This window comes from Nocardia sp. NPDC050712 (assembly GCF_040654295.1).
Taxonomy (GTDB): Bacteria; Actinomycetota; Actinomycetes; order Mycobacteriales; family Mycobacteriaceae; genus Nocardia.
The window spans coordinates 706263-731354 of sequence record NZ_JBFAHT010000004.1; the positions used below are offsets into that span (position 1 = coordinate 706263).

The 25092-nt window shown below is 67.0% G+C and carries 17 protein-coding genes and 1 tRNA gene; 10 read left to right on the forward strand and 8 right to left on the reverse strand.

What is annotated here, in order from left to right:
* The 4 genes from AB0H76_RS31390 (at position 1) to AB0H76_RS31405 (ending at position 3361) form a co-directional block, all read left to right on the forward strand.
* Positions 1–1155, forward strand: a complete 1155-nt coding sequence (locus tag AB0H76_RS31390; protein ID WP_357330636.1) for an acyl-CoA dehydrogenase family protein — start codon at positions 1–3, stop codon at positions 1153–1155.
* A gap of 788 nt (positions 1156–1943) precedes the next feature.
* Positions 1944–2528: a transglycosylase SLT domain-containing protein gene (locus AB0H76_RS31395; RefSeq protein WP_357330637.1), complete on the forward strand. Its 585-nt coding sequence runs from the start codon at positions 1944–1946 to the stop codon at positions 2526–2528.
* A gap of 81 nt (positions 2529–2609) precedes the next feature.
* Positions 2610–2939 carry a hypothetical protein gene (locus AB0H76_RS31400; RefSeq protein WP_357330638.1) on the forward strand — a complete coding sequence of 110 codons (330 nt, stop codon included), beginning with the start codon at positions 2610–2612 and terminating at the stop codon, positions 2937–2939.
* A gap of 128 nt (positions 2940–3067) precedes the next feature.
* A complete protein-coding gene (locus AB0H76_RS31405; protein ID WP_357330639.1) occupies positions 3068–3361 on the forward strand; it encodes an excalibur calcium-binding domain-containing protein in 294 nt (97 codons plus the stop codon).
* A gap of 71 nt (positions 3362–3432) precedes the next feature.
* Here the strand turns inward: AB0H76_RS31405 and AB0H76_RS31410 are convergent, their stop codons facing one another.
* Entirely contained in the window at positions 3433–3657 is a 225-nt protein-coding gene (locus AB0H76_RS31410) for a DUF3618 domain-containing protein (protein WP_357330640.1), read from the reverse strand.
* Positions 3658–3730: 73 nt separating this feature from the next.
* Here AB0H76_RS31410 and bcp point away from each other — a divergent pair, with 73 nt between their 5' ends.
* Positions 3731–4201, forward strand: a complete 471-nt coding sequence (gene bcp / locus AB0H76_RS31415) for a thioredoxin-dependent thiol peroxidase (RefSeq protein ID WP_357330641.1) — start codon at positions 3731–3733, stop codon at positions 4199–4201.
* Here the strand turns inward: bcp and AB0H76_RS31420 are convergent.
* Positions 4198–4929 (reverse strand): TetR/AcrR family transcriptional regulator, encoded by a 732-nt coding sequence (locus tag AB0H76_RS31420; protein WP_357330642.1) that lies wholly within the window; start codon positions 4927–4929, stop codon positions 4198–4200. The genes bcp and AB0H76_RS31420 overlap by 4 nt on opposite strands.
* 178 nt (positions 4930–5107) lie before the next feature.
* Here AB0H76_RS31420 and AB0H76_RS31425 point away from each other — a divergent pair, with 178 nt between their 5' ends.
* Together AB0H76_RS31425 and AB0H76_RS31430 are read left to right on the forward strand one after the other, a co-directional pair.
* Complete coding sequence (locus AB0H76_RS31425; protein ID WP_357330643.1) at positions 5108–6058, forward strand: ATP-binding cassette domain-containing protein; 951 nt, start codon at positions 5108–5110, stop codon at positions 6056–6058.
* Entirely contained in the window at positions 6058–6852 is a 795-nt protein-coding gene (locus tag AB0H76_RS31430; protein ID WP_357330644.1) for an ABC transporter permease, read from the forward strand. Before AB0H76_RS31425 ends, AB0H76_RS31430 begins: the two co-directional genes overlap by 1 nt.
* A gap of 57 nt (positions 6853–6909) precedes the next feature.
* On the opposite strand, the gene AB0H76_RS31435 is transcribed toward AB0H76_RS31430, so the two are convergent.
* Positions 6910–8211 (reverse strand): hypothetical protein, encoded by a 1302-nt coding sequence (locus AB0H76_RS31435; protein WP_357330645.1) that lies wholly within the window; start codon positions 8209–8211, stop codon positions 6910–6912.
* Positions 8212–8463: 252 nt separating this feature from the next.
* Between AB0H76_RS31435 and AB0H76_RS31440 the strand changes: the two genes are divergently transcribed.
* Positions 8464–9084: a TetR/AcrR family transcriptional regulator gene (locus tag AB0H76_RS31440; protein WP_357330935.1), complete on the forward strand. Its 621-nt coding sequence runs from the start codon at positions 8464–8466 to the stop codon at positions 9082–9084.
* A 16-nt stretch (positions 9085–9100) separates the two neighbouring features.
* On the forward strand, positions 9101–9769 hold the full coding sequence (locus AB0H76_RS31445; protein WP_357330646.1) for a Uma2 family endonuclease: 669 nt from the start codon (positions 9101–9103) through the stop codon (positions 9767–9769).
* An 11-nt stretch (positions 9770–9780) separates the two neighbouring features.
* Here AB0H76_RS31445 and AB0H76_RS31450 read toward each other — a convergent pair whose 3' ends face one another.
* Entirely contained in the window at positions 9781–10218 is a 438-nt protein-coding gene (locus tag AB0H76_RS31450; protein WP_357330647.1) for a holo-ACP synthase, read from the reverse strand.
* 91 nt (positions 10219–10309) lie between these two features.
* On the reverse strand, positions 10310–19639 hold the full coding sequence (locus tag AB0H76_RS31455) for a fatty acid synthase subunit beta domain-containing protein (RefSeq protein ID WP_357330648.1): 9330 nt from the start codon (positions 19637–19639) through the stop codon (positions 10310–10312).
* Positions 19640–20026: 387 nt separating this feature from the next.
* Here AB0H76_RS31455 and AB0H76_RS31460 point away from each other — a divergent pair.
* A tRNA-Leu gene (locus AB0H76_RS31460) sits at positions 20027–20108 on the forward strand.
* A gap of 201 nt (positions 20109–20309) precedes the next feature.
* On the opposite strand, the gene AB0H76_RS31465 is transcribed toward AB0H76_RS31460, so the two are convergent.
* From AB0H76_RS31465 to AB0H76_RS31475, 3 genes are all read right to left on the reverse strand, one after another.
* On the reverse strand, positions 20310–21071 hold the full coding sequence (locus tag AB0H76_RS31465) for a hypothetical protein (RefSeq protein ID WP_357330649.1): 762 nt from the start codon (positions 21069–21071) through the stop codon (positions 20310–20312).
* Positions 21072–21193: 122 nt separating this feature from the next.
* Entirely contained in the window at positions 21194–21931 is a 738-nt protein-coding gene (locus AB0H76_RS31470; RefSeq protein ID WP_357330650.1) for a hypothetical protein, read from the reverse strand.
* Positions 21932–22033: 102 nt separating this feature from the next.
* Positions 22034–24916, reverse strand: a complete 2883-nt coding sequence (locus tag AB0H76_RS31475) for a hypothetical protein (RefSeq protein WP_357330651.1) — start codon at positions 24914–24916, stop codon at positions 22034–22036.
* Positions 24917–25092: the final 176 nt, after the last annotated feature.

Here is a 25092-nt window from a genome sequence, read left to right on the forward strand (position 1 = left end):
ATGCCGGAAACACTGGACACCGTGCGCGGATTCGTCAGCGCCGAACTCGAGGGCAAGCGCGAGTACCTCGACTCCCTTGCCGAGGCGCCGCTGCCGCTGTACCAGAAGTTCGCCGACACCGGGCTCGCCAATTGGTGGCTGCCCACCGAGTACGGCGGCGCCGGATTGAGCCTGAGCGAGAGCGTGGACATCACCAACGAACTCGCCTACGGGGACGCGGGCGCGGCCTTCACCCTGTTCATCTCGGTGCTGGGCACCAGCATCGTGTCCCTCTACGGTTCGGCCGAACTCAAGCAGCGCTACCTGACGCCGATGGCGAAGCAGGGCAGCTCCTGCGCCACGCTGGGCAGCGAGCGCAACGCGGGCAGCGAGCTGGCCAAGATCGAGACCGTGGTCTCGCGTTCCGGCGACGAACTGGTGCTGACCGGGGAGAAATACTTCTCCACCAATGCCGGATTCGCCGACTTCCTGGTCGTCATCGCGGCCTCGGCCGACGTGCCCGGCGACTTCGCCGCGGTGCTCGTTCCGGCCGACACCCCCGGGGTACGCGTGGTGAAGCGCTGGGACATGATCGGCCTGCGCGCCTCCGGCACCTATCAGATCAGCCTCGACAACTGCCGGGTGCCCGCGGCCAACCTGCTGCACGGCTCCGGGTTGCGCCTGCTGGAGGTCGGCCTCAACGCCAGCCGCATCCTGATCGCGACGACCGCGCTCGGTCTGGCGCGACGGATCCGGGATCTGTGCATGGAATACGCCAAGACCAAGCCGTTCCGGGATTCGACGCTGCTCGCCGCCCCGGTCTTCGCCGCCAAGCTCGGCCAGATGGAGATGCAGATCGACGTCATGAAGAGCCATCTGCGCTCAGCGGCCGCGCAGTACGACGCCATCATGACCGGCCCGGATCCGGCCACGACGTTCGCCCGGACCGGCACCCTGAAGGCCGCGGTCACCGCGAAGATGTTCTGCGGTCAGACGGGCTGGGACATCGCGAGCGTCGGCTCCGAGATGTTCGGCGGCCTCGGCTACACCAGCGAATCGCCGATCGGCAAGCTGCTGCGCGACATGCGCTACGTGTCGATCGTCGAGGGCGGCGACGACGTACTGCGCGATCTCGTCTTCAGCCGATACGTGGTGCCGGTGTCACGCCGATCTTGAGACCGCTTTCCGCTGCCGGAGCCGGAGCCGGCGGATGCATCCCCCGATGCTGTACGTAGGGGATATCGACCGCGGCCGACCTGTCGGTACACCTCGATGAGCTGTCCCCACCACTTTTAGGTCACGGGCTCCGTGACATAGTGGCCAGAAATGGGACAAAAGTACATCAATCGGACTCCTGGACGGTTGACCAGTCCGTGACCGAATCGCCTCTGGAGTCCCAAATCGGGCACGGGAGCAGCGGGTAAACCTCCCAGCAAGGTGTTTACACCAGAAAAGTTTGTGACGCCGGTCACCAGTTTACGAGCAGCAAACTCCCCGCACAGGTGCCGTTTCATCGGTCCTGGCCAGTGCAAACCAAGATCGCCACCACCTTGCGTTCATTTCTCGTTCACCTTCTGTTAAACAACCGTGATCACTCTGTAACGAGGTCGCAAACAGACCTAAAGTTGGTTAGACCGAGGAGTACAACAAACCCCATTCGGAAATGACCCGCTTTGGCCAGGAACAGATCATGATCCTGCGGCGGTTGGCGGAGCGAGCATCCAGCTCGTGATCCCCGTTCCAATTTTATCCTCTTCGTCGGTGTGACGAGGAGATCCGCGCGACGCGGACCAGGGAGCGCCTAGGAGCGCCGGCCCACTGTCCGGGGACAGAGTTCCCCCCACAACCAAACCTCACAACAGCACAGCTCTGCGGCGAGCCACCCGATGTGACCCGCCAAAGATCCTCGCGCTGGCTGCGCGGCCGGATCGACCCCTGTCCCCGACGCAAGGACCGATTACGTAATGAAGCTCTCCACCCTCCGCCGACCGAACCTCCGTGAAGGCATCACTTTCGCAGTGGCCGCGGCGGGCATCGCGGCCGTCGCCGCCTCCGGCGCGGTGTCGGTGGCCGACGACAGCGTTCCCTCGCGTGCCGCCATGATCTCCGAGGCCAAGCCGGCCGTCCCCGCCCTCGCCGCCGCACCCGCGCCGGCCAAGGAAGAGGCGCCGGTCGTCGAGAAGGCCGCGGCTGCCGCTCCGGCGCCGATGCCCGCTCCGGCCGAGTACCCGGACAACCTCGACGGCTGGATCCGCGAGGCCCTCGACATCCTCAAGGCCAACAACATCCCGGCCTCCTACGACGGCATCCACCGCAACATCATCCGCGAGTCGGCCGGCAAGCCGGACGCGATCAACCTGTGGGACTCCAATGCCGCCATGGGCATCCCGTCCAAGGGGCTGCTGCAGGTGATCGACCCGACCTTCCAGGCCTACCACGTGCCCGGCACCTCGACCGACGTCTGGGATCCGGTCGCCAACATCGTCGCGGCCTGCAACTACGCCGCGCAGCGCTACGGCTCGATGGACAACGTCAACTCGGCGTACTGAGTCCGCCGAACGACAACCGCAGCACTTCCGGAAGCCCCGCGACCACCGACTGGTCCGGGGCTTCCGGCATAGACTCGCCCCGTGGCCGATGATGATGATTACGCGCATTCCGACGTGTCGGTCAGCCGCCGCGCCGAGAAGGCGCGCCGCCTGGCCACCTACCTCTGGGACCGCGACATCAGCGGCGCCGAACTCCTGGCCCTGCCGGCCGCGGCCCGTCGCAAACTGGCCCGCGCCGCCGCGACGAACCCGCCGTCGACCGAGGAAACCTGGACCGTCGCCGCACGGCTGCTCGACGAGAAGAATGCCTGGGCGGCACGCAATCCCGAACATCCGGCCGCCGGAAGGCCTTTCGCCGAGGAAAAAATACTGTGGGTGAAACCGCCTGTCAGACCATGGACTAGCGGCTGAGCGCGCGATGATCTGTGTCGCGCGCGGTTGACAAGCGGCCGGACCGTAACCACAGTGTGATGCGGCGTCGCTTGTCCGATCGCCGCTTCCAACCGCAGCAAACCACCGCAGTAGACACAGAGGAATACATGAACGTTCGCCGGCTCACCGTCAGCGCCGCCGTCGCGGGCCTGACGCTCCTCGCGGCGCCCGCCGCTATGGCCAACCCCACCGGTTCCTCGGGTACCGGTTCGTCCGCCATCGACACCGGCTCCTCCGCGACCGGTTCGGCCGGTCTCTCCCAGACCGGTTCCGCAGGAGGCGCTTTCCGCAATTGCGAAGAGGCCAAAGCGGCCGGTCGGGCTCCCCTCTTCCGTGGGGAACAGGGCTACGGCCCGCATCTGGATCCCGACGGCGACGGATTCGCCTGCCCGACGGTCTGATACCGCTGAAAACGAAAACACCCGGTGTGGTTACACCGGGTGTTTTTTGTTGCCGCGCTGCGGGTTTCGCCTCAGCGGCGGAAGACCTTGACCAGCACCAGGCCCACGACCAGCGCGCCCGCGCCGATCAGGCTGTACTTCACCTTGGGTTCGTTCAGCTTCGCCAGCACCAGGTGCTTGGTGTCGTCGGCGATCCGCTGCGGATCGGCGCGCACGGCGATCTCGTCGAGCGTGCTCGCCAGCCGGGTGCGGGCCAACTCGATGTCCCGCTCGATCCGCTCGGTATCCCTAGCCACTCTTGTGTCCTCCTGTCGGATTTGCGTCCGAGTGTATCCGGCACTGTCGGGGTGTTGGGTTACCGTGCAGGGCGTGACCGACAAACGACTCTCCCCCGGCGATACCGCCCCCGCGTTCACGCTGCCCGATGCCGACGGCAAAGAGGTCGCCCTTGCCGACTACCGCGGCCGCAAGGTGATCGTGTATTTCTACCCGGCCGCGAGCACCCCGGGCTGCACCAAGCAGGCCTGCGACTTCCGGGACAGCCTCGCCGAGCTCGAAGGCGCGGGTATCGAGGTCCTCGGCATCTCCCCCGACAAGCCCGCGAAGCTGGCCAAGTTCCGCGACGCCGAGCAGCTGACCTTCCCGCTGCTCTCGGATCCGGACAAACAGGTGCTGTCCGCTTACGGCGCGTTCGGCGAGAAGACGATGTACGGCAAGACCGTCGTCGGCGTCATCCGGTCCACCTTCCTGGTGGACGAGCAGGGCAAGATCGAGGTCGCCCAGTACAACGTGCGGGCCACCGGGCATGTCGCCAAGCTGCGGCGCGATCTGTCGGTCTAGGTCTCGAAGGAGCGGATGAAGCTCGCGTAGCCGTCCAGCATCCGCTCCAGACCGAAATCGAAATCGAGCTTCTGCCAGTCGATTTCGTCATCCTCGTAGGGCCACCGGGCAAAGGCCGCGAGCACGTGCGGGAAGCGCTGCGGGTCGATCAGGCGGGCCAGCACCGCGTCGTAGTCCTCGTCGTCGCCCTCGTCCGGGTTGATGCTGCGGCCCACCCGCGCGCGCCCCATGACGTAGAACGTCAGATTCATCACCAGCTGCATGCGGATGGGCGGCGGCACCCGGGTCTCGCCGAGCGCGGCCAGCCCGGTCTCGAGCCAGGCCATGTTGTTCGGACCCATCGGCGGGTCGTTCATCGGAATGTCGAGCCACCACGGGTGCCGCTCGATGGACTCGTACTCGGCCAGCGCCCAGCGCTTCAGGTTCTCGCGCCATCCCGCGCCGGGCACGATCTCGGGGGGTAGCCCGATCGCCCGGTCCAGCAGCATCTCGAACAAGGTCTGCTTGCTGTCGACATAGCGGTACAGCGACATCGCGGTGAAGCCGAGTTCCTTGGCGATGCGTCCCATCGAGATCGCCGACAAGCCCTCGGCGTCGCCGACCTCGATGGCGGTGTCCAGGATCCGATCCAGGCTGAGCCCGCGTTTGGGGCCGCGTTCCCCGGCCACGTCCAGCCCCCACAACAGCGCCAGCGACTTCGGTATCGCCGCGTCCCCTGGTGTCGCCATCGACTCCGCACTCCTTTCCCGCACCCGGACCTGCACTGGCCCGTGTGCCTCAATCCTGCGCGCCGCGGACCCGGGCCGCGCACGCGGTCCCCGATCAGACCATCCTCTTGCGCGCATTAACTGTTTACCTTATAAACTTAGTTTAGTGCATACACAGTTTTGGATCGGAGCCTTCCTGATGTCCCCTCACCCACCACCCGCCCTCGCGGTCCGCCGGCTCGGCAAGTCCTTCGGCGACCACGCGGTGCTCGACGGCATCGACCTGAATGTCGCGGCCGGCACCGTCTTCTCCCTGCTCGGCCCGAACGGCGCGGGCAAGACCACCCTGGTCCGCATCCTGGCCACCCTCAGCGCGCCCAGCACCGGCGAGGCCCGCGTCTTCGGCCACGACGTGGCGGCCGAGGCCGATACGGTGCGGCGGCTGATCGGTCTCACCGGCCAGTACTCCGCTGTCGACACAGTGCTGACCGGGGCCGAGAACCTCCGGCTGACCGCCAGACTGCTGCACCTGGACCGCGCCGAGGCCGGGCGCCGCAGCACCGAACTGCTCGATCGTTTCGAGCTCACCGCGGCCGCCGACCGGCGCGCCGGCACCTACTCCGGCGGCATGCGCCGCCGCCTCGACCTGGCGATGAGCCTGATGGGCCGCCCGCGCATCATCTTCCTCGACGAACCGACCACCGGCCTGGACCCGCGCAGCCGCCGCGACCTGTGGCAGGTCATTCGCCGCCTCGCCGCCGACGGCGCCACCGTCTTCCTCACCACGCAGTACCTCGAGGAGGCCGACCAGCTCGCGGACCGAATCGCGGTGCTGGACAACGGGAAGATCGTCGCCGAGGGCACCCCGGCCGAACTCAAGCGGCTCGCACCGGGCGGCCACCTGCTGCTGCGCTTCGCCGACCAGCCCGCGCTCGCCGCCGCCGCGCGGGCCGTCGACGGGCAGGCCGACGCCGAACAACTCACCTTGCAGGTGCCCTCCGACGGCCACGCCGACGAGGTGCGCAAGCTGCTCAACCGCCTCGCCGAACTCGGCGTCGCCGTCGACCAGGTCACCGTCCACGTGCCGGATCTCGATGATGTGTTCTTCGCGCTGACCGGCCTCCCCACCCAGACCGAGAAGGCCGCCTGATGACCACCGTGCCCACCGCCGACCGCCCCGCGCTGCTGCGCGCCGTCCAGGATTCCGGCACCATGCTGGACCGCAATCTGCGCCACACCCTGCGCAGCCCCGACTCGATGATCATGACGATCGCGCTGCCGGTCATGATCCTGCTGATGTTCGTCTACGTCTTCGGCGGCGCCATGGACATCGGCCCCGGCGCCTACATCGACTACGTGGTGCCGGGCATCATCCTGCTGTGCGCCGGATTCGGGGCCGCGACCACCGCGGTCAGCCTGTCCAGCGATCTCACCGACGGCATCATCGACCGGTTCCGCGCCATGGCCATCTCCCGGACCGCGGTGCTGACCGGGCACGTGGCCGAGAGCCTGATCCGCAACATGCTCACCACCGGGCTCGTCATCGTGGTGGCGGTGGCGCTCGGCTTCCGGCCGACCGCCGATCCGCTGCGCTGGCTCGGGGCGCTCGCGGTCCTCGCGATGTTCATCTTCGCGCTGTCCTGGGTGGCCGCCGCGCTCGGCGTGCTGGCCAAGAATCCCGAGGCGGCCAGCGGCTTCACCTTCATCTTCATGTTCCTGCCCTATGTGAGCAGCGCATTCGTGCCGCCGGAGTCGATGCCGAGCGCACTGCACTGGTTCGCCGAGCATCAGCCCGTCACGCCCGTCATCGAGACCGTGCGCGGCCTGCTGATGGGCACGCCGATCGGGAACAGCGCGCTGCTGGCGGTGCTGTGGTGCGCCGGCATCGCGCTGGCCGGCTACCTGGCGGCGGGCGTGCTGTTCCGGATTCGCACCAGGGACTGAGCACGAACGCGAAAGGCCCGGCGCCACAACAGCGCCGGGCCTTTTCGGTGCGAACTGTCAGGCGGGCATGACCTGCTGGGTCGCCCACGTCATCATCATGCGGACGTGGTTGTCCCACCACTGGTAGGACTCCGGGGTGAACGCCGCGGGCGGCGGCGTCTCACCCGGGAACAGCAGCGAACCGTTCGGCGCGCCGACCTTGGTGGTGGCCCCGGGCACGCCCGTGCCCGGCAGCATCGAGGCCAGGCCGCGCTCGGTCTCGTGCGCGCCCAGCTCCTCCAGCGGCATGGTCGGCTCCGGCCGGGGCTGGCCCCAGCGCGAACCGACCAGCGCCTGCGGACCCGAACCCAGCGCGACCGGGGTGTCCAGCACCACGATCGTCGGCTGCGGCGCCGCACCCGGCCCGGCGACCGGGCCCGTTGTCTCCTCGCGCGCGGGATCCACCGAGATACCGGCCGAGGAACCGCTCGCCGAACCCGTGTCGGGTGCGGCGCTGTTCTCGATCAGCCGATTGTCGGAACCCAGGCGGGCATCCGCGACCACCGCCGGGGTGGAGCGGGAATTGGTGGCGTAGAGACCGCCGACGACGAGCCCGCCCGCCAGCACGCTGGCCGCCGCGAACACCGCCGCGGTGCCCCGTACCGGATGCGACGGCTCGACCATCTCGGTCAGCCCGCCGAGATCGGCCAGGGCAAACAGCGCCGCACCGATCGCGGGCGCGGTCGTCTCGATCCGGCACGGGAGCACCGGAGCGCCGAACCCTTCCACGGCCTCGCGTACCGCGGGGCTATCCGCGGCGGACCCGACCAGTACCACCGCGTCCGGGCGCACGGCGGCCGCCTCGAACTGATCCCAGGCGGCGGTGACGGCCGCGCCGAGGGACTCCTCGGTGGCGCCGCCGGTCTGACTGGTGGCGGCCAGCACCCGGCCGCGATACCTGTCGATGAGGGTGAACGCCTGATAGCCCGGGACGACCTCGCAGATCACCAGATCGTCGAACTCGCTCAGCCAGGTCATGGCGCCCGCGACGCTGAGGTGCGCGGCCTTCGCCGACACCAGCGAGGCCGTCTGCCACGGGCCGGACGCCAGTTCGGTGACGATGGCGCGCCGCTCGGCGGCATCGCGGTAGGCGACCGCCGCACCCGCGATGACCATGTCGTCGTCGAGCTCGGCGGCGATCTCGTCCATCGCCGCGTGCACCGCCGCGGCCACGTCTGCCTTGGTGTCACCCTGCGTCTTCGCGACCCGGTGCACCAGCACCCGCTCCGGTAGCCGCTCGCCGGATTCGGCCAGCGCCACCGCGTGCACGGCACCACGTTCGGTCGATACGCCAAGAGTGACCACTAATGGAGCTACCACAGATACGCCTTCCGGTGTGAATCCTGAGCCTCGGTCAAGGCACGCGAACGCACGCGTGCTCGGTATGGGTTCGGCACTGCACAAGGCCCGGATGGGTGGTGAAATGTGACAGACCTTGGACACGCAGAACGCATGCGCGTGTCGTGCGCGTGTCGGTACCGCTAGCCTGGGGATGTGGATGTGCACACGGAAGCCAGGGCAAAGCGGCGTGTGGACCCCGCGTTGGAGCTGCAGGACGACCCGCAGGAACTCATGCCGCGCCGCCGGCCCACCCAGGAGCGCAGCAAGCGAAAGTTCGACGCCCTGCTGCAGTCCTCCCGCGAACTGCTCACCGAAGTCGGGTTCGAGTCGTTCACCTGTGAAGAGGTCGCGGCGCGGGCGGAAGTGCCGATCGGCACGCTGTATCAGTTCTTCGCCAACAAGTACGTCATCGTCTGCGAACTGAATCGTCAAGACCTGGTGGCGGTTTCCCAGGAGCTCGCCGACTTCCACGGCGAGGTCCCGTCCCTGGACTGGCTGCGCCACATGAACCAGTTCGTCGACCACATGGCCGGGCTCTGGATGACCGATCCCTCGCGGCGCGAGGTCTGGCTCGCCATGCAGTCCACCCCGTCCACCCGGGCGACCGGTGCGATCCATGAGAAGGAATTCGCCGAAGTCGTCGCGCAGATGCTGCGCCCGCTCACCCCGCGCACGCCCCGTGTCCGGCGCACCATGATGGCCGAGGTGCTCGTCCACGTCGTCTATTCGATGCTGAATTTCTCGGTGCAGGACGAGCAGTCGCACAAGGACGCCGTCTCCGAACTCAAGCGCCTGATGGTCGCTTATCTGCTTGTCGCGGAAAAAGAATCACGTACCGCCAGCGGCGGCTGAGGCCTAACATGCCGTTATGTCGATTCCGCATATGACGCAGGACGATCAGGGCCGGCCGGATCTTCCCGAGTACATGTCATGGGACGAGCTGGAAAAGCTGCCCGAGGAGATCGCTCGCTGGATCGAACTGTGGGACGGCCGCGTGGTGTGGAACCATTCGGGCACCCCCGCCCACCAGCACTACACCATCGAGCTCAGGAACGCGCTGAAGCAGTGCGCTCGGCTCGATGCGTCATCGCATCCTGAACAATGCTGGCGAGCAACCGCCGAAACCGATGTCTTCCTGCAGTACGAGACCAGCAACGACTTCCTGACCCCGGACTTCATGGTGTATCGATGTCTGCCGGACGAGCACGCGCGCATCCACTTCGATGACGTGGTTCTGGTCGGCGAAGTGCGATCGCCGTCGAACACCGACGGCTACATCAGGCAGAAGAAACGCCGCTACGCCTCGGCGGGCATCCCGTTCTACTGGGAGGTCGAGCTCGCCGAACGCACTGGTATCGCCAACGTGACGGTCTCGGCGCTGGAAGTCCGAACCGGGCAATTGGCTGCCGGCGCGATCCCGCTGCGGCCGGCGAACTACATCGAGATCGCCGAGTGGACACCCGATCAAGATCCCGACGGCGTCAATATCCTTCTGCCCTACCGAATCCATATCCCTTGGGCGGATTTGGAGCCCTGAGCTCGGCGCCCCTACTTGGTGGCGCTGCGCCCCTCGATGATGTCGGCGAGCTCGCCCGGATCCTCCAGCACCACCATCGCGGCCGCCGTATCCCCGTCGTGGGTCAGCGAAAGGTGCACCCGCACCCGGGGCAGGAATTCCGCGGCAAGTCCGTGCAGCTTGATGCTGGGCCGCCCCCAGGCGTCGTTGATGACCTCGATGAGCGGGTACGGGTTGTCGCCGATCTGCGGACTGCGCGCGAAACGCGAAGAGGCCCAAGCCTTGAGCACCGCTTCCTTGGCGGCCCAGCGGGCGGCGTAGCTGCGGGCCGGGTCGGTGCTCTTGCTCTGGCAGTAGCGGCGCTCGCCGGCGGTGAAACTCTCCCGGACCATGGTGGTGCCGGGACGTTCGAGTTGTTCGGCGAACTCCGAGATGGTCACCAGGTCCAGACCGATACCCAGGATGGTCACTGCGTTGTGGCTCCTCAATGTGGAGAGAAGGGGCAGCCGCTGTGCAGCGGCTGCCCCTCGGTTTCTCAGTGCAGCGTAGTGGCAGAGGTCACTACGAGGTAGCACCCTCGTCCATTTGGCCCACGATGACAGCGCCGGTGCCGCAACCGAATCCGTCGGCGCGGTAGGTGCCGTTCTCGCTCAGGCGGGCCTGCGGCGAGAGCAGAACGTCGGCTTCGAGCTGCCGGATCTGCTTGGCGGGCGTGCCGTCCGCGCCGAGGCGTCGGTCGGCGGGGCGCTCGTAAAGCGGTGCGCCGCCGCACATGGCCTCGGCGAACCGCTGGCGGCCCGAGAGCTGCCGTTCCTGCGCCCTGGCCTGGTACTCCTCGCGCCGGCCCGGCTCGATCGCCTGGACGAAGGCCTCCGGATGCACGATCGCGAGCAGACCGGACACGTGCCCGAAGCCGAGCGAGGTGACCAGGCCGGCCTTGAGCGGGAAACGCTCGCCGAAGCGCAGCGGCTCGCGCGCCCACACCAGGTGCGGGTAGGCCTGCATCTTCTCGTCGACACAGTCCAGGCTCCGGTTCGGCGGCACCACACCGTTTTCCAGCACCTGGCACAGGCCGATCAGCTGGAACGCGGCCGCGCCGCCCTTGGCGTGCCCGGTCAGGCTCTTCTGCGACACCACGAACATCGGGGCGCCCGCGGAGCGTCCGATCGCCGTGGCGAGCCGCTCGTGCAGCTCGGACTCGTTGGGATCGTTGGCCGCCGTCGAGGTGTCGTGCTTGGAGATGACGGCGATGTCGTCCGCGCCGACGCCGAGCTTGCGCAGTTCGACCGCGAATCGCGAATCCGCGCCGCCCCGGCCCGCACCCAGCGCACCGAGTCCGGGCGCGGGGATGGAGGTGTGCACGCCGTCGGCGAAGGACTGGGCGTAGGCCACCACACCGAGTACCGGCAGGCCCATTTCCAGCGCCACGTCACCGCGGGCCAGCAGAACCGTTCCGCCGCCCTGCGATTCGACGAAGCCGCCGCGGCGGCGATCGTTGGCGCGGGAGAAGTAGCGGTCGCTGATGCCCTTGGCGCTCATCGCCGCCGAGTCCGCGGTGGCCGACATGTCACCGAAGCCGACGATGCCTTCGATGCCGAGATCGTCGTAACCGCCGGCCACGACCAGTTCGGCCTTGCCGAGCTTGATCTTGTCGACGCCCTCCTCGACCGACACCGCGGCCGTGGCGCAGGCCGCGACCGGGTGAACCATCGCGCCGTAGCTGCCGACGTAGGACTGCACGACGTGCGCCAGCGCCACGTTCGGAAGCGCCTCTTGCAGAATGTCGTTCGGGCGCGACTCACCGAGCAGGTTGTCGATGTAGAGCGAGCGCATCGAGGACATGCCGCCCATGCCGGTGCCCTGGGTATTGGCCACCAGCGACGGGTGCACCCAGCTCATCAGCTCGGCCGGGCTGAACCCGGAGGACAGGAACGCGTCCACGGTGCAGACGATGTTCCACAGCGCGACCCGGTCCACCGAGGCGGCCATGTCGGCGGAGATACCCCAGATGGTGGGGTCCCAGCCGGTGGGGATCTGGCCGCCCACGGTGCGCGACAGCTTGGCCCGGCGCGGCACCCGAATCTCGGTGCCCGCCTTGCGCAGTACGGTCCAGTCGCTCGACTCGGCGACCGGGGTGATGATCGTCTGCTCCGGGTTGGCGGCGTAGAAGGCGCGCGCCTCGGCCTCGCTGCCGACGGTGAAGGACAGATCCTGATCCAGGAACACCGACGTCATCAGCGGCGCGGTGTTGTCGACCATGGCGCCCTCGTCCGCGTAGCGGCGGACACCGCAGCGCTCGACCACGGCGTCGTGGTAGCGCTCGGCCACTTCGGCTTCCGGGACGAAGTCACCGGATGCGGTGTCGTACCAGCCCGGCTTGGGATCGTTCTCCCAGGTCACCATGCCGGTGGTCCAGGCCAGCTCGAGCACGCCCGCGGCGGAGAGCTCGTCGTCGACCTCCACCTCGAAGCGGGTGCGGGCCGAGCCGTAGGGGCCCAGCTCGCCGGCGCCGACGATGACGACCATGTCGACCAGGTCGGCGGTCACATCGCCCCACTCCGGCACGGGCAGCGCCGAGCTCCGGGTGGGCGGTGCGGGCAGCGCCGGAATGGTCGCGGCCGCATCGGCTTCCACCGTCTCGGCCTCGGCCTGCTCGGCCGCCTGCTTGGCCAGGGCGGGCAGGTCCAGCTTGGCCCGCGCCAGGCCGCCGGTGAGGTCGATCTGCTGCGGTCCGGCCGTGGTGACCTGACGGGCCCGCGAAGTGCACCACTTGAGCAGCTCGTCGGCCATCTCGGTGGTCGACCAGGTCTGCACGCCGGCCTTCTCGACCGCCGCGACCATCGGGTCGTTGTGGCCCATCAGACCGGTGCCGCGCACCCAGCCGATCAGCGCGTGCACCAGGGTGACCCGCGCCGACCAGGACTTCTCGGCGCGCCACTTGGCCACGACCGCGTCCAGCGCGGCCTTGGCCTCGCCGTAGGCGCCGTCGCCGCCGAACAGGCCGCGGTTCGGCGAACCCGGCAGCACCACATGCAGTTTCGCGTCCACGTCGTGATCGGCGCCGAGCTTGGACAGTCCGCCGATCAGCCGCTCGACCGACCAGAGCAGGACCCGCATCTCCATTTCGGCGCGGGCGCCGGCGTCGGCGAGGTCACCCGCGACCCGCGGTGCCGCGAACGGCAGCAGCAGGGTGGGCGTCATCGCGTCCTTGGTCTTGATCTTCGCGCCGCCGGCGTTGTCGACCTGTTCGGTGCCGACCCAGTCGATCAGTGCGTCGATGTCCTGGTAGGACGCCATATTGGCGGGAACGACCCAGAGCGCCGCACCGTGGCGGGCGTTTTCCCGGTACAGCTTGCGGTAGAAGGCGAGCCGGTCGTCGTTCAGGCTCGAGCTGGTCACCACGACGGTCGCGCCGCCGCCGAGCAGCCGCCCGGTGACCGCCGCCGCGATGGAACCCTTACTCGCGCCGGTGATCACGGCGACATCGTCGGACCACAGGCCCGCGTCGTCGGTGTTCAGCGCGGCATCGGCGATCTGGCCGTACATCCCGGCCAGCACCGAGCGAGCCTCGTGCTTGGCCCGGTCGCGCCACCAGTTCGCCTGTGCGGCAACGGCTTCGCCCGCACCGAGGTAGCTGTCGACCACGAAGTCACCGGTACCGGCACCCAGCCACAGGCGGGCCAGATCCTCACGGGCGGTGGCCCAGCGGTCGTCGATCAGCACGGCCTTCTTGGCGTCGAACGCGGGCGCGACCAAACGCGGCCAGTCCGAACCCAATTCGGCCGAGACCAGATCCACCAGCGTGTCCGGAGTGGCTTCGGGGGTCGAGATCTGCTCGGTCAGGCCGAGCTGCTCCAGCACCACGCGGGCCGTCGTGGCGAGCACGCCGTCGCGACCGGTGATCTGCTCGGTGAACTCACCGAGGGCGGCCGCGTCCACGGTCGCTCCCCCGCCGCCACCGGCGGAGGGCAGCGAGACCGCGACACCGCGCCGGGCGGCGACCGCCTGCACCGCGGCGTCGATGGCCGCGTCGACCGACGCGCCGTCACCGAGCGCACCGGAGACCAGTCCGCCCAGATCGCCGCCGCGCACGCTGGCGCCCTCGCGGGTGCCCAGCGACACCTCGGCGGTGACATGGCTGGCCCAGCCGTCGCCGAGCTCCCAGACCTTCTTGACACGCTCGGCGATGGCGGCGGGCCGCTTGCCGGACGGGCCGAAGACCTTGCGCAGGTGGTCGCCGATCGAGTCGGAGAGCACCGAGCCGAACGGCTTGTAGGTACGGGCCAGGCGCTCCACGGTGGCCGAGAGCGCACCCATGTCGGCGTCGGCCGCACCGTCGATGGCGCCGAGCGAGAGCTCCGCGCCGAGGTCGACGAGCAGCTGGTTACGGCGCGAGGAGACGCCGTCGCACAGGCCCTCGATGGTGTCGACCGGGCCGATCTGGTCCAGCCGCAGCTTGGTCCACAGCGCGATCAGCACGCGGGTGGCGTCGGCGGCGGCGAACACGATGTCGTCCGGACGCGGGCCACCGGAGGACGCGGCCGGTGCCGGGGCGGCCGCGACCGGCGCTGCGGCAGCGGCGGTTTCGACCGGCGCGTCGGCGGGCTCGTCGTCGACCGGCGCGGGATCGGTGTCGGTCGAGTACACGACCGCCGCCTCCCGCTCGATGTTGAGCACCTCGACGGCGACGCCGCCGAAGTCCGGCAGCTTCAGCGTCTGGCTGGCCAGGTTGGCCACGGTAGGCGTTGCGCCCAAACCGATCTCGACGAAGCGCTCGACCCCGAGGCCGCCGTGCGCGGTGTCGGTGAACAGCAGGTCCTGGGTCTCGATCCAGCGCACCGGGCTGGCGAACTGCCAGGCCAGCAGCTCGATCAGCACGACCCGGCACAGTTCGGCCGGGCGCTGCGCCCAGCTGTCGTAGTCGGCCAGCACCGCGTCCAGCGGCTCGGACGGCACCAGATCCGCGATCTCCTGCAGGAATTCGCGCTCCAGGTTGAACGGGCGCGGCACCAGGTTCGGGATGTAGCGGCCCAGCAGCACCGCCGGATCCAGATCCGCGGGCAGCAACTGCCCGAGCTTGTGCCGGAACTCCGGCACGCCCTTGCGCAGCACCGTCGAGTGGAACGGCACGTCGATGCCGGGGACCAGGATGAAGGCCCGCTTGCCGCCGAATTCGGCGCGGCGGCGGTCGATCTCGGTCTCCAGCGCCTCCAAGCCGGCGACCGTACCCGCGATGGCGTACTGCGAGCCGCGCAGGTTCAGGTTCACGACCTCGAGGAACTCGCCGACCTGCTCTCCGATGCCGGAGACGAACCCGATCACCTCGGCATCGGGCAGCCCGATCTGCGAGGGCCGGATGGCGGCCATCCGATAGTCGCTGCGGCCCTTGGCATCCCGGGGCACCAGCTCGTGCATGGCGGATCCGCGCTGGAACACCACCTCGAGCACCGCCTCCAGCGGCAGCACCCCGGCGACGGCGGCGAGCGCGTTGTATTCACCGACCGAATGCCCGGCCAGCATCGCGCCCTCGACGTAGGCGCCGGCCTCGCGCAGCTCCGCGACCTGGGCCACGCCGAGGACCGCCATGGCGACCTGGGTGAACTGGGTCAGGTGCAGCACGCCGTCCGGGTGCCGGTGCTCGACACCGCGCGCCTTGAGGTAGGTCGGGTTGTCCCGCACCACCGCGAGGATGGAGAAGCCGAGCGCGTCGCGGGTGTGCTTGTCGGCGCGCTCCCAGATCTCCTTGGCGGCCTTGGACCGCGAGCGCGCGTCCAGGCCCATGCCCTTGCGCTGGATGCCCTGGCCCGGGAAGGCGTAGACGGTCTTCGGGGCGGCGGTGCGACCGGTCGCGGTCATCACCAGGTTGCCGCCGGTGCGGCAGGAGACCTCGATGATCTCGCTGCCCGCGTCCACCGCGACCCGCTCGACCCGGACGTCGATCTCGGCGCCGGGGCGGACCATGCCCAGGAAGCGGGTGGTCCACGCGGTCAATGTGCGTGCGGGAACCGAACTTTCGGGATCCACCGCGGACACCGCGTGCTGCGCCGCGGCCGAGAGCCACATGCCGTGCACGATCGGAGCACCGAGCCCGGCCAGCTTGGCCGCCGACTCGCTGGTGTGGATCGGGTTGTGGTCGCCGGACACATGCGCGAAAGCGTGCATGGCGCGCGGCGCGACGATGGTGACGTCACGCCGGCGACGGCGCGCGGTGTCGACCGCGGCCTCGGACAGGGTGCCCGCCGCGCGCGGCGGATCGGACAGCTCGCCCGCGCCGTTGCGGCCGCGGATGGCGAACCGCTCGGTGAGCGTGGCGACGGTCGGCATCGACATTCCGGTCTCGGGCCGATCGAGCATCCCGGTGATCTTCACCTGGACCTCGACGACCCGGCCCATATCGGTGTCGACGGTCTCGCCGGCCCGCGCCCGGACCACCAGAACGCTGGTGTCGGAAGGCAATTCGCCGGCCAGCTCGATCTGGTGATCGAGGTGGACCAGATCCAGCATGCCCTCGATGACGCTCGAATCCGAGGCGGTACGCGTCGCACCGAGCACCGCGAACACGGCGGGCCAGCAGGCGCCGACCAGCACGTCGGGCACGGTGCGGCCGAGCGTGCTCAGCGTGGCGGGCATGCCCGACCCGGTGACACCGGCGTGATCGGCGATCAGATCCGGGGTCCAGGCGATGTTGAGGTGTGCGACACCGCCCTTGACCTCGGGCAGCGACCGGCCCGCGGCGACCGCGAGCAGCGCGGACATGGCCGCGTCGGCGTCGGCCTCGGTGATGACGGGCGCGCCGCCGTTGTAGGTGGAGACCGGGACGGTGATGCGGATGGTCACCGCGTCCCGGCCCAGCAGCGGCACCGTCAGCTCGACGTAGGAGTGATCGGCTTCCGGCCCTTCGGTTTCGACCAGGGTGGCGCCGGTGCGCGGGTGCACCGCGCCGTTCTCGTCGACGGCCCACTCGTGCAGGTCGCCCAGGCGGTGCACGGGGTTGATCGTGGTGCGGCCCGCCCACTCGACGTCCGGTGCGGCCAGCACGGCGTCGATCGGACCGGCGGTGACGCCCGCGACGCGGCGCGCGTCCACGGCGATCGGCACCACGCCGGCGCGGACCAGCGAGTACGCCGTGTCCTGCTCGAAGCGGTCCAGCAGTTCGCCGACCGGCTCGTCGACGCGGGTGATGCCCGCGACCGCGACCGTGCCGGGAATCACGCAGACCTGGTCGGCCGAGTAGCGCGGATCATGGGCCTGCCACAGCGAATCCGAGCGCCACCAGCGGCGCACGTCGCCGTCCACGACCGGCACGAAGTTCACCGGCTTGCCCGGGGTCTTGCACAGGCTGACGAAGAACGGCACGTCGGCCGGGTGCAGCAGGGTCTGCGCGGCGGCCGGGTACTGCTCCTTCAGCGTGCACAGCGCGTCCACCGGCCGCTCGAAGGCGGCGTCGGCGGCGAACAGCGTCGGGATCTCGCCGCGGTCGGCTGGGTGCAGGCGGGATTCGGTGCGGCGCACCATCTCCGCGAAGCGGTCCCGCCAGGTGATGTCGAGCCAGACCGAGCTGGTCGCGTCGAGGATGGCCTCGCCCAGGTCGCTGCCGCAGTCGAAGTCCTTGCGGCGGTCCAGGCCGACCGCCAGCTCGACGTAGCGCTCCAGCCACTCCAGGTAGGTCATGGTGGTGACATCACCGAAGTAGGGCTTAGCGGTGCCGTTCAGGGCCGCGATGATCTCCTCGCGACGCTGCGCGACGGCCTCGGCGTCACCGGCGACCTCGTCCAGCAGACGGCCGGTGCGCGAGGCGGCGTTGTCGATCTCGTGGATATCCGCGCCCAATTGGCTACGGCCGGAGGCCATTCCGCCGTTCGCGTGGCCCGCGCCGACCCAGTCGGGGGTGCCGGGAGTGTCCACCAGCAGCTGCTTGACCTCGGGCGCGGTGGTGGCCTCGAGCGTCGCCATGGCGGCGGTGCCGATCAGCACACCATCCAGCGGCATCAGCGGGTAGCCGTGCGGGGTGGCCCACTCGCCGGTCAGGTACTCCGTCGCGCGCTCGGGCGTGCCGATGCCGCCGCCGACGCAGACCACGACGCCGGGGCGGTTACGCAGCTCGGCGTAGGTCTCGAGCAGCAGGTCGTCCAGGTCTTCCCAGGAGTGGTGCCCGCCGGCCTTGCCGCCCTCGATGTGCATGATCACCGGGTAGTCCGGCACCTCGTCGGCGATGCGCAGCACCGCGCGGATCTGGGCGACGGTGCCCGGTTTGAACGCGACATGGGAGATGCCGGCCTCGCCGAGCTCGTGGATCAGCGCGACGGCCTCTTCGAGCTCCGGGATGCCCGCGGTGACGATGACGCCGTCGAACGGCGCGCCGGCCGCGCGGGCCTTCTGCACCAGGCGCTTGCCGCCGAGCTGCAGCTTCCACAGGTACGGATCGAGGAACAGCGAGTTGAACTGCACCGCGCGACCCGGGTGCAGCAGCGTCTTCAGTTCGGCGACACGGTCGGCGAAGATCTGCTCGGTCACCTGGCCGCCGCCGGCCAGCTCCGCCCAGTGCCCCGCGTTGGCCGCGGCCGCGACGATCTTCGCGTCGACGGTGGTAGGCGTCATGCCCGCGAGCAGGACCGGCGAACGACCGGTCAGCTTGGTGAACGCGGTCTCGACGACGATGCGCCCGTTCGGCAGCCGCACCGGCTTGGGCGCGAACGCCGTCCACGGCTCGGCGACCTCGGGTGCGGCGCCCGGCGTGAGCAGGCTGCGCTGCCCGGGCCGGGTGGCGGCCGCGACGATACCGACACCGGCGCCCTTGAGCGAGCCGGAGGTGACCCGGCTCAGCAGATCACCGGGGCCCAGATCCAGAATCCACTGCGCGCCGGCCGAGACCGCACCGTCGATGGTGGCGACCCAGTCGATCGGGTCGACCAGGATCTCCCGGGCGAGCGAGCCCGCGAGCGCGACATCGAGCCCGCACTGCTCGGCCCAGCCGCCGACCAGCTCGACCGTGTCCTCGAGGGCCGGGTGGTGGAACGCGACGTCGACCGTCAGCCCCTCGAACACCGGCGCGAACACCGAGCCGCCGCGCTCCTTGGCATCGCGCGCCTTGGCCTGCTCGTCATGAATCTGGGCGCAGCGCTGGCGAACTCGCTCCAGCTGCGCCGGCGTGCCCGACAGCACCACCCGGCGGCGGCCGTTGACGATCGAAACCACCGCGGCGGCAAGCGGATCCACGCCCGCGCTCACCTCGGCAACGACCTGGCGCAGCCGCGCCGGATCCACATTCGACACCGCCACCATCGGCGAGTTCGCGCCGACCGGCATCAGCCCGCGCCGACGCGCAACCAAACCCGCTGCGGCGCCGATCAACTGGGCGATCGCGAGCAGTTCGGCATCGCGCGCGCCCGCGGACTCCACCGCGGTCGCGGCCAGCCGGCCCTGCGAATGCCCGACCACGGCCACCGGCGCGTGCTCGGCCGGATCCAGCCCCTGCAACTTCAACGCCTTCAACGCGGCCAGCTGGGTCAGCAGCACGCCGGGCATCGACACCGCGGCCGAGCGCAGCACGTGCTCCGACGGCGCGGCGGAGGCCTCCTCGTCGGCGAGCTCGTCCTCGAGCATCCAGCCGACCGGGTCGAAGCCGACCGGCCGTACCACCAGCAGTTGCGCCGCAACGGGTTCCAGCAGCGCGGCCGCCTCGTTGACGAGCGCGGTCAGCTCCGGCTCCAGCGCGCTGTCGCGGCCGATCTCCTCGAGCTCACCCAGCCACTGCGCGCCCTGCCCGCCGAATGCGAGCGCATACGGAGTACCGCTCAGCAGACGATCCACCAAGGGCGCCCGCATATCCCGCTGGGCACCCACCTTCGCGTTCGGTCCGGTCCCGGTCTCAGTGCTCTCGTTGATCGTCAAGACGCTTCGACTTCCTTACTCGCTGGCGACGTGCCCACCGACACACCGCTCCCTCCGATACGCAGGGTGCTGTTCAACCTCTAGGCCTGATACGGGCGAGGATGGCACAAAATCATGAGGAAAGCCTCACGTTTGCCTCCCCAGTCGACCCTTACCGCCGAGTATTCATGCACAGGCGTACCAGAATGCCGACAAACATGAGGCCCACTCACGTTTGAACCCACAGGTCAACCGGTTACTAACCCGTACGAAACATGAGTGCCCCTCATATTGACCGTTACTCAATCGTTATAACCCCAGGTCGGGTTACTCGCCAGTACGCCACGCCCGCACAGAGCTTCGCGATCCCGGTCAAGCCCGGTAGAGTTTGGACGGTCGTACCACCAAGCGCGAGTGGCGAAATTGGCAGACGCGCCAGATTTAGGTTCTGGTGTCTTAGGACGTAGGGGTTCAAGTCCCCTCTCGCGCACCCCCAACCGGCATAATTGTCGCGCTCGCCACCGGCCGCATGTCGCGGCCACCGGAAAGCGACTCATCGAGCTGCGCCCCCCAACAAGGCTTGCCGGGCGGCCTTATCGACGGTGCAAGCCCGTCGATCGCCAAACGGAGCCTCATGTTGTTCAGAAGCTGAGGACACTCACAGGCGCAGAGGCACCTACCCAGCAGCAGATCAACATCCAACAAGCAGCTCGCGCATCCACAAGGGAACCTTGTAGTCGGCACGCGGATAGTCGGCAAGCTCCTGAAGAAAGTCACGCTGATTCCGCGTGACGCCCCATCCTGGGAGAGAGTCCCACGAGAACTTCGCGTAATATCGCTCTGTGCCCGTGAGGTCGATCCACCCGCTCAACCACGCCCCACCGGCCTCCTCATAAGTGGCCTGCTTGTGCCCGAGCAGCAACCCACGTACCACATCCGGTAGTTCCACATCGACCTCCGTGTGGTCGGCACACACAACCCGTATGACGCCTCCGCCCCAATCGCCGATCAGCGAGACCCACAGGCGTGCCGATCTCCAACCAGGCGTCGCCTGCGCCAAGAGCCAGCTTGCCTCTGCAACCACCGCCTGCTCGTACACCTCCGGTGTGATTTCGTCGATATCCAGCGGCTCCCATCTGGCCGAGATCCCCTGCACACCCAGTTTTGAGTTGACCACGTTCAACATCTCGAACACCGTCGGCGGCGGTTCGTTCGCGCTGAAAAATACGATTTCGATCCGTTGAATTCCTTCGATCCCAGCCTTTTCCGCCATGCGTAGCACCTCGCCAGATTGCACAGCGCCGACGTAGGAATTCAGCTTGAGACGGAAGTCCTCGGTCAAGTCTGCATCCGCACCGGAGCCGTAGGTGCGGTCCTCGGTCATTGCCAACAGCAGCCCACCGTCCATACCCACCGCAAGCTGGTCGATCCGATCGTGCTCTTGCACAGTCATTCAGGCTCATCCAATCGTTGTTCATACTGCCAGTTGACCGGCGACGCGGCTGAGACTTGCGGCATCTCGGCATTCGATAGTGCATACCTTTTGTCGTCAGATATTTGTTCTCATGCCCGTCTTCAGTTGATAGACTTACGTGCACGCGCATAGGTAGGAAAAATCTCTGCCAGAGCGACATCGAATGCCGCTGCACGCTCCCGCGAATCACGGTTTCTGTAACTATTCCGGTTCAAATACCATGCCATCAGAATTGCCGCATCATCTTCACGCCCATTCAAGATCTGCAAGATCACCACTGACCTCAGCCGATCTGCTCCCGGATTATCCTGATCCCACGGTGTTGCCAGCGGCCGACGTGCGAGTTCAGTCAGTTCGGAAAGGGTCGAACGCGCGTCGAACCAGCCCGAAATAGCGCCCGAAACGACCGAAGCGAATGATGTCACTTCGCGTTGAATGTCGCTCGGCGCAGCAATTGAGAAGTACAACGGCGCGCGCTCCGGAGCTACAATCTGCCCGAATTCTTGAGATTCGACCACGCCAAGCAAATTTGGATCAGATATAGTATCGACCAAATTTGCCTGTCCATCCATTTGGCTTCGCACTTCTCCGATAGATCGAGAGAAAAGGTTAGACCATCCAATCAGCACAAGGCCAGGAGATTTCTTTTTGCTGATCACTGCAGTAATCTGCTGATTGACTGCGACTAGCGGCGAATCAAAGCGATTGAATCGTATCTCTACATCCCGCTCAGCAACGCGAGCGGCACTCAACTGGCCTAGAGGGCCGTAGCCACTCTCGGCCATCACCTCAACAAGGGCCAGACCGATTTGCTCTGCCAGTTTTTCCAACGCGCCCATTGCGCTCCCTTCAACTCCTGATGAACTCCGCATGTACCTCCACACGCTACATCCCCTGGACGCAAGGCGGAAAGACCATCTGACATACGATCGCGATAAACCTCACAACGACGACGAAAGCGCCTCCACTCGAACGATTTCATCGTCGTAGGATGCCTGGCTATCCGCACTGTTCATCATGATATTGACCGTTAATGCCTGGTTGGCCTTAATCGCTGACGTCATGCGGCCCCCGGTTGTATCGACCGAATATGGGAGAGGGGCAACCATAGCCAAACCGGCACTCAGCGGATACTGAATGCTTTCGGCTAGAGCTGCCGAGATATTCCCAGCGCCTTCTCCGTCCGGTTCGCCGTCCCACCATGGGGCTAAACCTAACGGCAGCAGAGGAAGCATCGAAAGCGGAATCACCGACCCACCAATCGGCGGAAGTTTCGGTTTATTAATTTCACGTTGAAGCTTTATAAGATTCTTCGGATCACGGAGCCATGCCGCAGCCGCTAGATCGGTAGGAGTGCTTCCTAGATACCCTGGGGCAGATTCAAGCATTTCCACACTCGGAAGGTATTTGCTATTCCAAGCGTCGACTTCAACATGAGATACCGTCGGACTGTTACCCAGCTCGAATTGTGCTAGATTATTTCGCAATTCCGACGACATCGAAGAGTCGATGCGGACCGCGCCACTATTGAAGGCTTCATAAGCATCGAACTGTCCCGGTGTGAATTTTGCTTTCGAGCCAAATTTTGAATCGACAACAACTACCTTACCGTCCTTCAATGCCACGAAGTCCGGAATAATATAGCCACCCGGCGTATCGGGCCATGGGATTTTCGGCTGTCTTGCCAGAATATCGTATCCCTGAGCCCTCAGACGTGCTTCGGTTAGAGCCTCACCAATTCTGCCCTTAATATTGCCATTTAGCCCTCGCGGCCACCATGGACTCGGAGTGTCTCGACCTTTCTCGATTCGAGTAAGTCCTGTGGTATCGGGCGGTGCGGCGTCTTTGAGCGCCTCTGCTCGTGCTAATTCCTCGGCCGTCTCGTAGGGGCTGTGGGGTGAGTCCCACCACTGACGTCGTTTTGGCGGCGTCTCTGGTACCAGCGCCGTTTCCGGAGCGGCTGGACCGTCGCCCCCGTTGCGAGGCGGCTGCGATGTGCTGGGACGGGATGGGTTCTCACCATGGCCCGATGCGCCTTTACCCGTCTGTGGTCTGCTCGCTGGCGGTTTCTTCGGCGGGGGTACGGGGCCGCCACCCCCGCCGTTGCCAGCATTTCCGCCGGACTTCGGACCCACGCCGGACATTACGGGCTCATTCGTTGACCCACGACTGGTTGGTCCTTGAGCGGTACCCCCTGGTCGATCACCACCCGGACGCCGACTGGGCGGATTCATATCGCCGGGGCGGGATGGGGGCATCTCGTTTCCCCCGCCCACTCGCCTGGAGGGCGGCAACTCATCGCCACCGACATGGACAGTGCGTCCGGGCATGGATTGACCATCAGTTGCTTCGGGGATCCCCCAGCCTCCGTTGTCAATCGTGTTCGGCGCACCCGGGTGTTCTAGTGGCATGTGTTCTGGGCTGGCGGCACCACCGATACCCTCAGTAATGCTTGGCCACGGGTGATCTGGCATGGCTGCACGAATCCCTGCTTCGCCCAGCCCATCAATGGCGCCCGCGCCTTTGCCGAGTGCCCCCATCCCTTTCGGCCCCGGGATGAAGAAGGTACCGATTCCGAAGCCGGCAGTCCCGAGCGTCTCGAGAGGCTTGTCGCCGAAATCGGCCCAGTCGGTACCGATCACGGCCATAGACAGGTCGTTGTAGAAGTCCAGCTTCGCGTGCAGCTCGTCGAGCTTGCCGTCCGGGCTGTAGATTGGGTTGCCGTTGGCATCTTTGGAGGTGCCCTGGAGATAGGCATACTTCGTCGTAAGATTCTTGCCGGTGTCGTAGAGGCCGTCGAAGGCCTGATCTTGTGTCGGGAGGTTCAGGGAAGAGGGCACGTCGTCCCAGGCCCCGAGCATGGCGCCGAGACCGACTACAGCGTGGACTCCGGCCTTGTTGCCGCCTTTGGCGATAGGGTTCCAGAAAAAGACCGTATCGATGACCTTGTCGGCGATACCAACGGTATCGATCCCAGGCTTGGGGGGTTTGGGGCCCTCATGACTGAGGGTGTTTCCTTCGCTGTCGAAGACGGTGACGCCGAAATTCGAGTAGAGGCGCCTGATCGTCGTCTGGCCTTTGTCGTCGGTCTCGGTGGTGTCGCGGAACCACTCGCCGGGCTTGTTACCGCGATGTTCGCGAGTGCTTTTCCCGCTGTCGTCCATGCGGTAGAGGTCCACACCTTGATCGGTCTCCACCGTGCGGGTCAGGACCGGCTTGCCCTGGCTATCCGGAGAAACTTGCCAGCGCACCGCTTTACCGTCTTTGTCGTCGATATCCCGCCAGCCGTAGCCCTCGCTGTCGACTTGACTGGTGAATTTGCTTACCAATCCGCCTTTTTCATCGCGGGTGGTAGTAGATATCGTCTTGTTGCCGTAGTTGTCGACATGAACGTTGTCGTAGAGTCCGTTACCGTTCGCGACCCCGAGGTCGGTGCCGATCCGGTTTCCGTTGCTGTCATAGGAGGCCGTGGCGGTAGTCTTGTAGTCGCTGGACATCCCGAACTCGTGGCTGGCCTTGCCCGTCGTCGATGTCCCCGGGTTGAAGTGCTGGCCGTAGACCTCGGTGTCCTGCTTGTCCTTGCCGGCGTAGGAGGAGGTGCCGGTGGAGTCGTCGTTCCACCGTTGCCACCCGCCGTCACCGTTACCGGCAACACGCGAATTGGTCGTGCTGCCATCAGGATTGGTGATGACCTGATCGACAGTCTGGTTGCCGTTTCCTTTCGGGATGGTGTTAGAGACAGTTCGACCGTCGGGCAACGTGGTGGTCCAGGTATCGCCCTCCTTGCGGCCATTGGTATCGGGCAGACCGTAGATATCTGACACGGCTCATCGCCTCCTCAAAGATTTCAGGCGCGCCGCGACCGGACTCGAAATGCTGCAAGCTACGCGGCACCCAGATCAGGTGCGGCGGCGAGCAATTCGGCGTGCGCGCGCAGAGAGTTATCGACTGGCCTGTGACAAGTCGAGAAAAGACATGTGCCGCGCTCAACCAAAGGTTG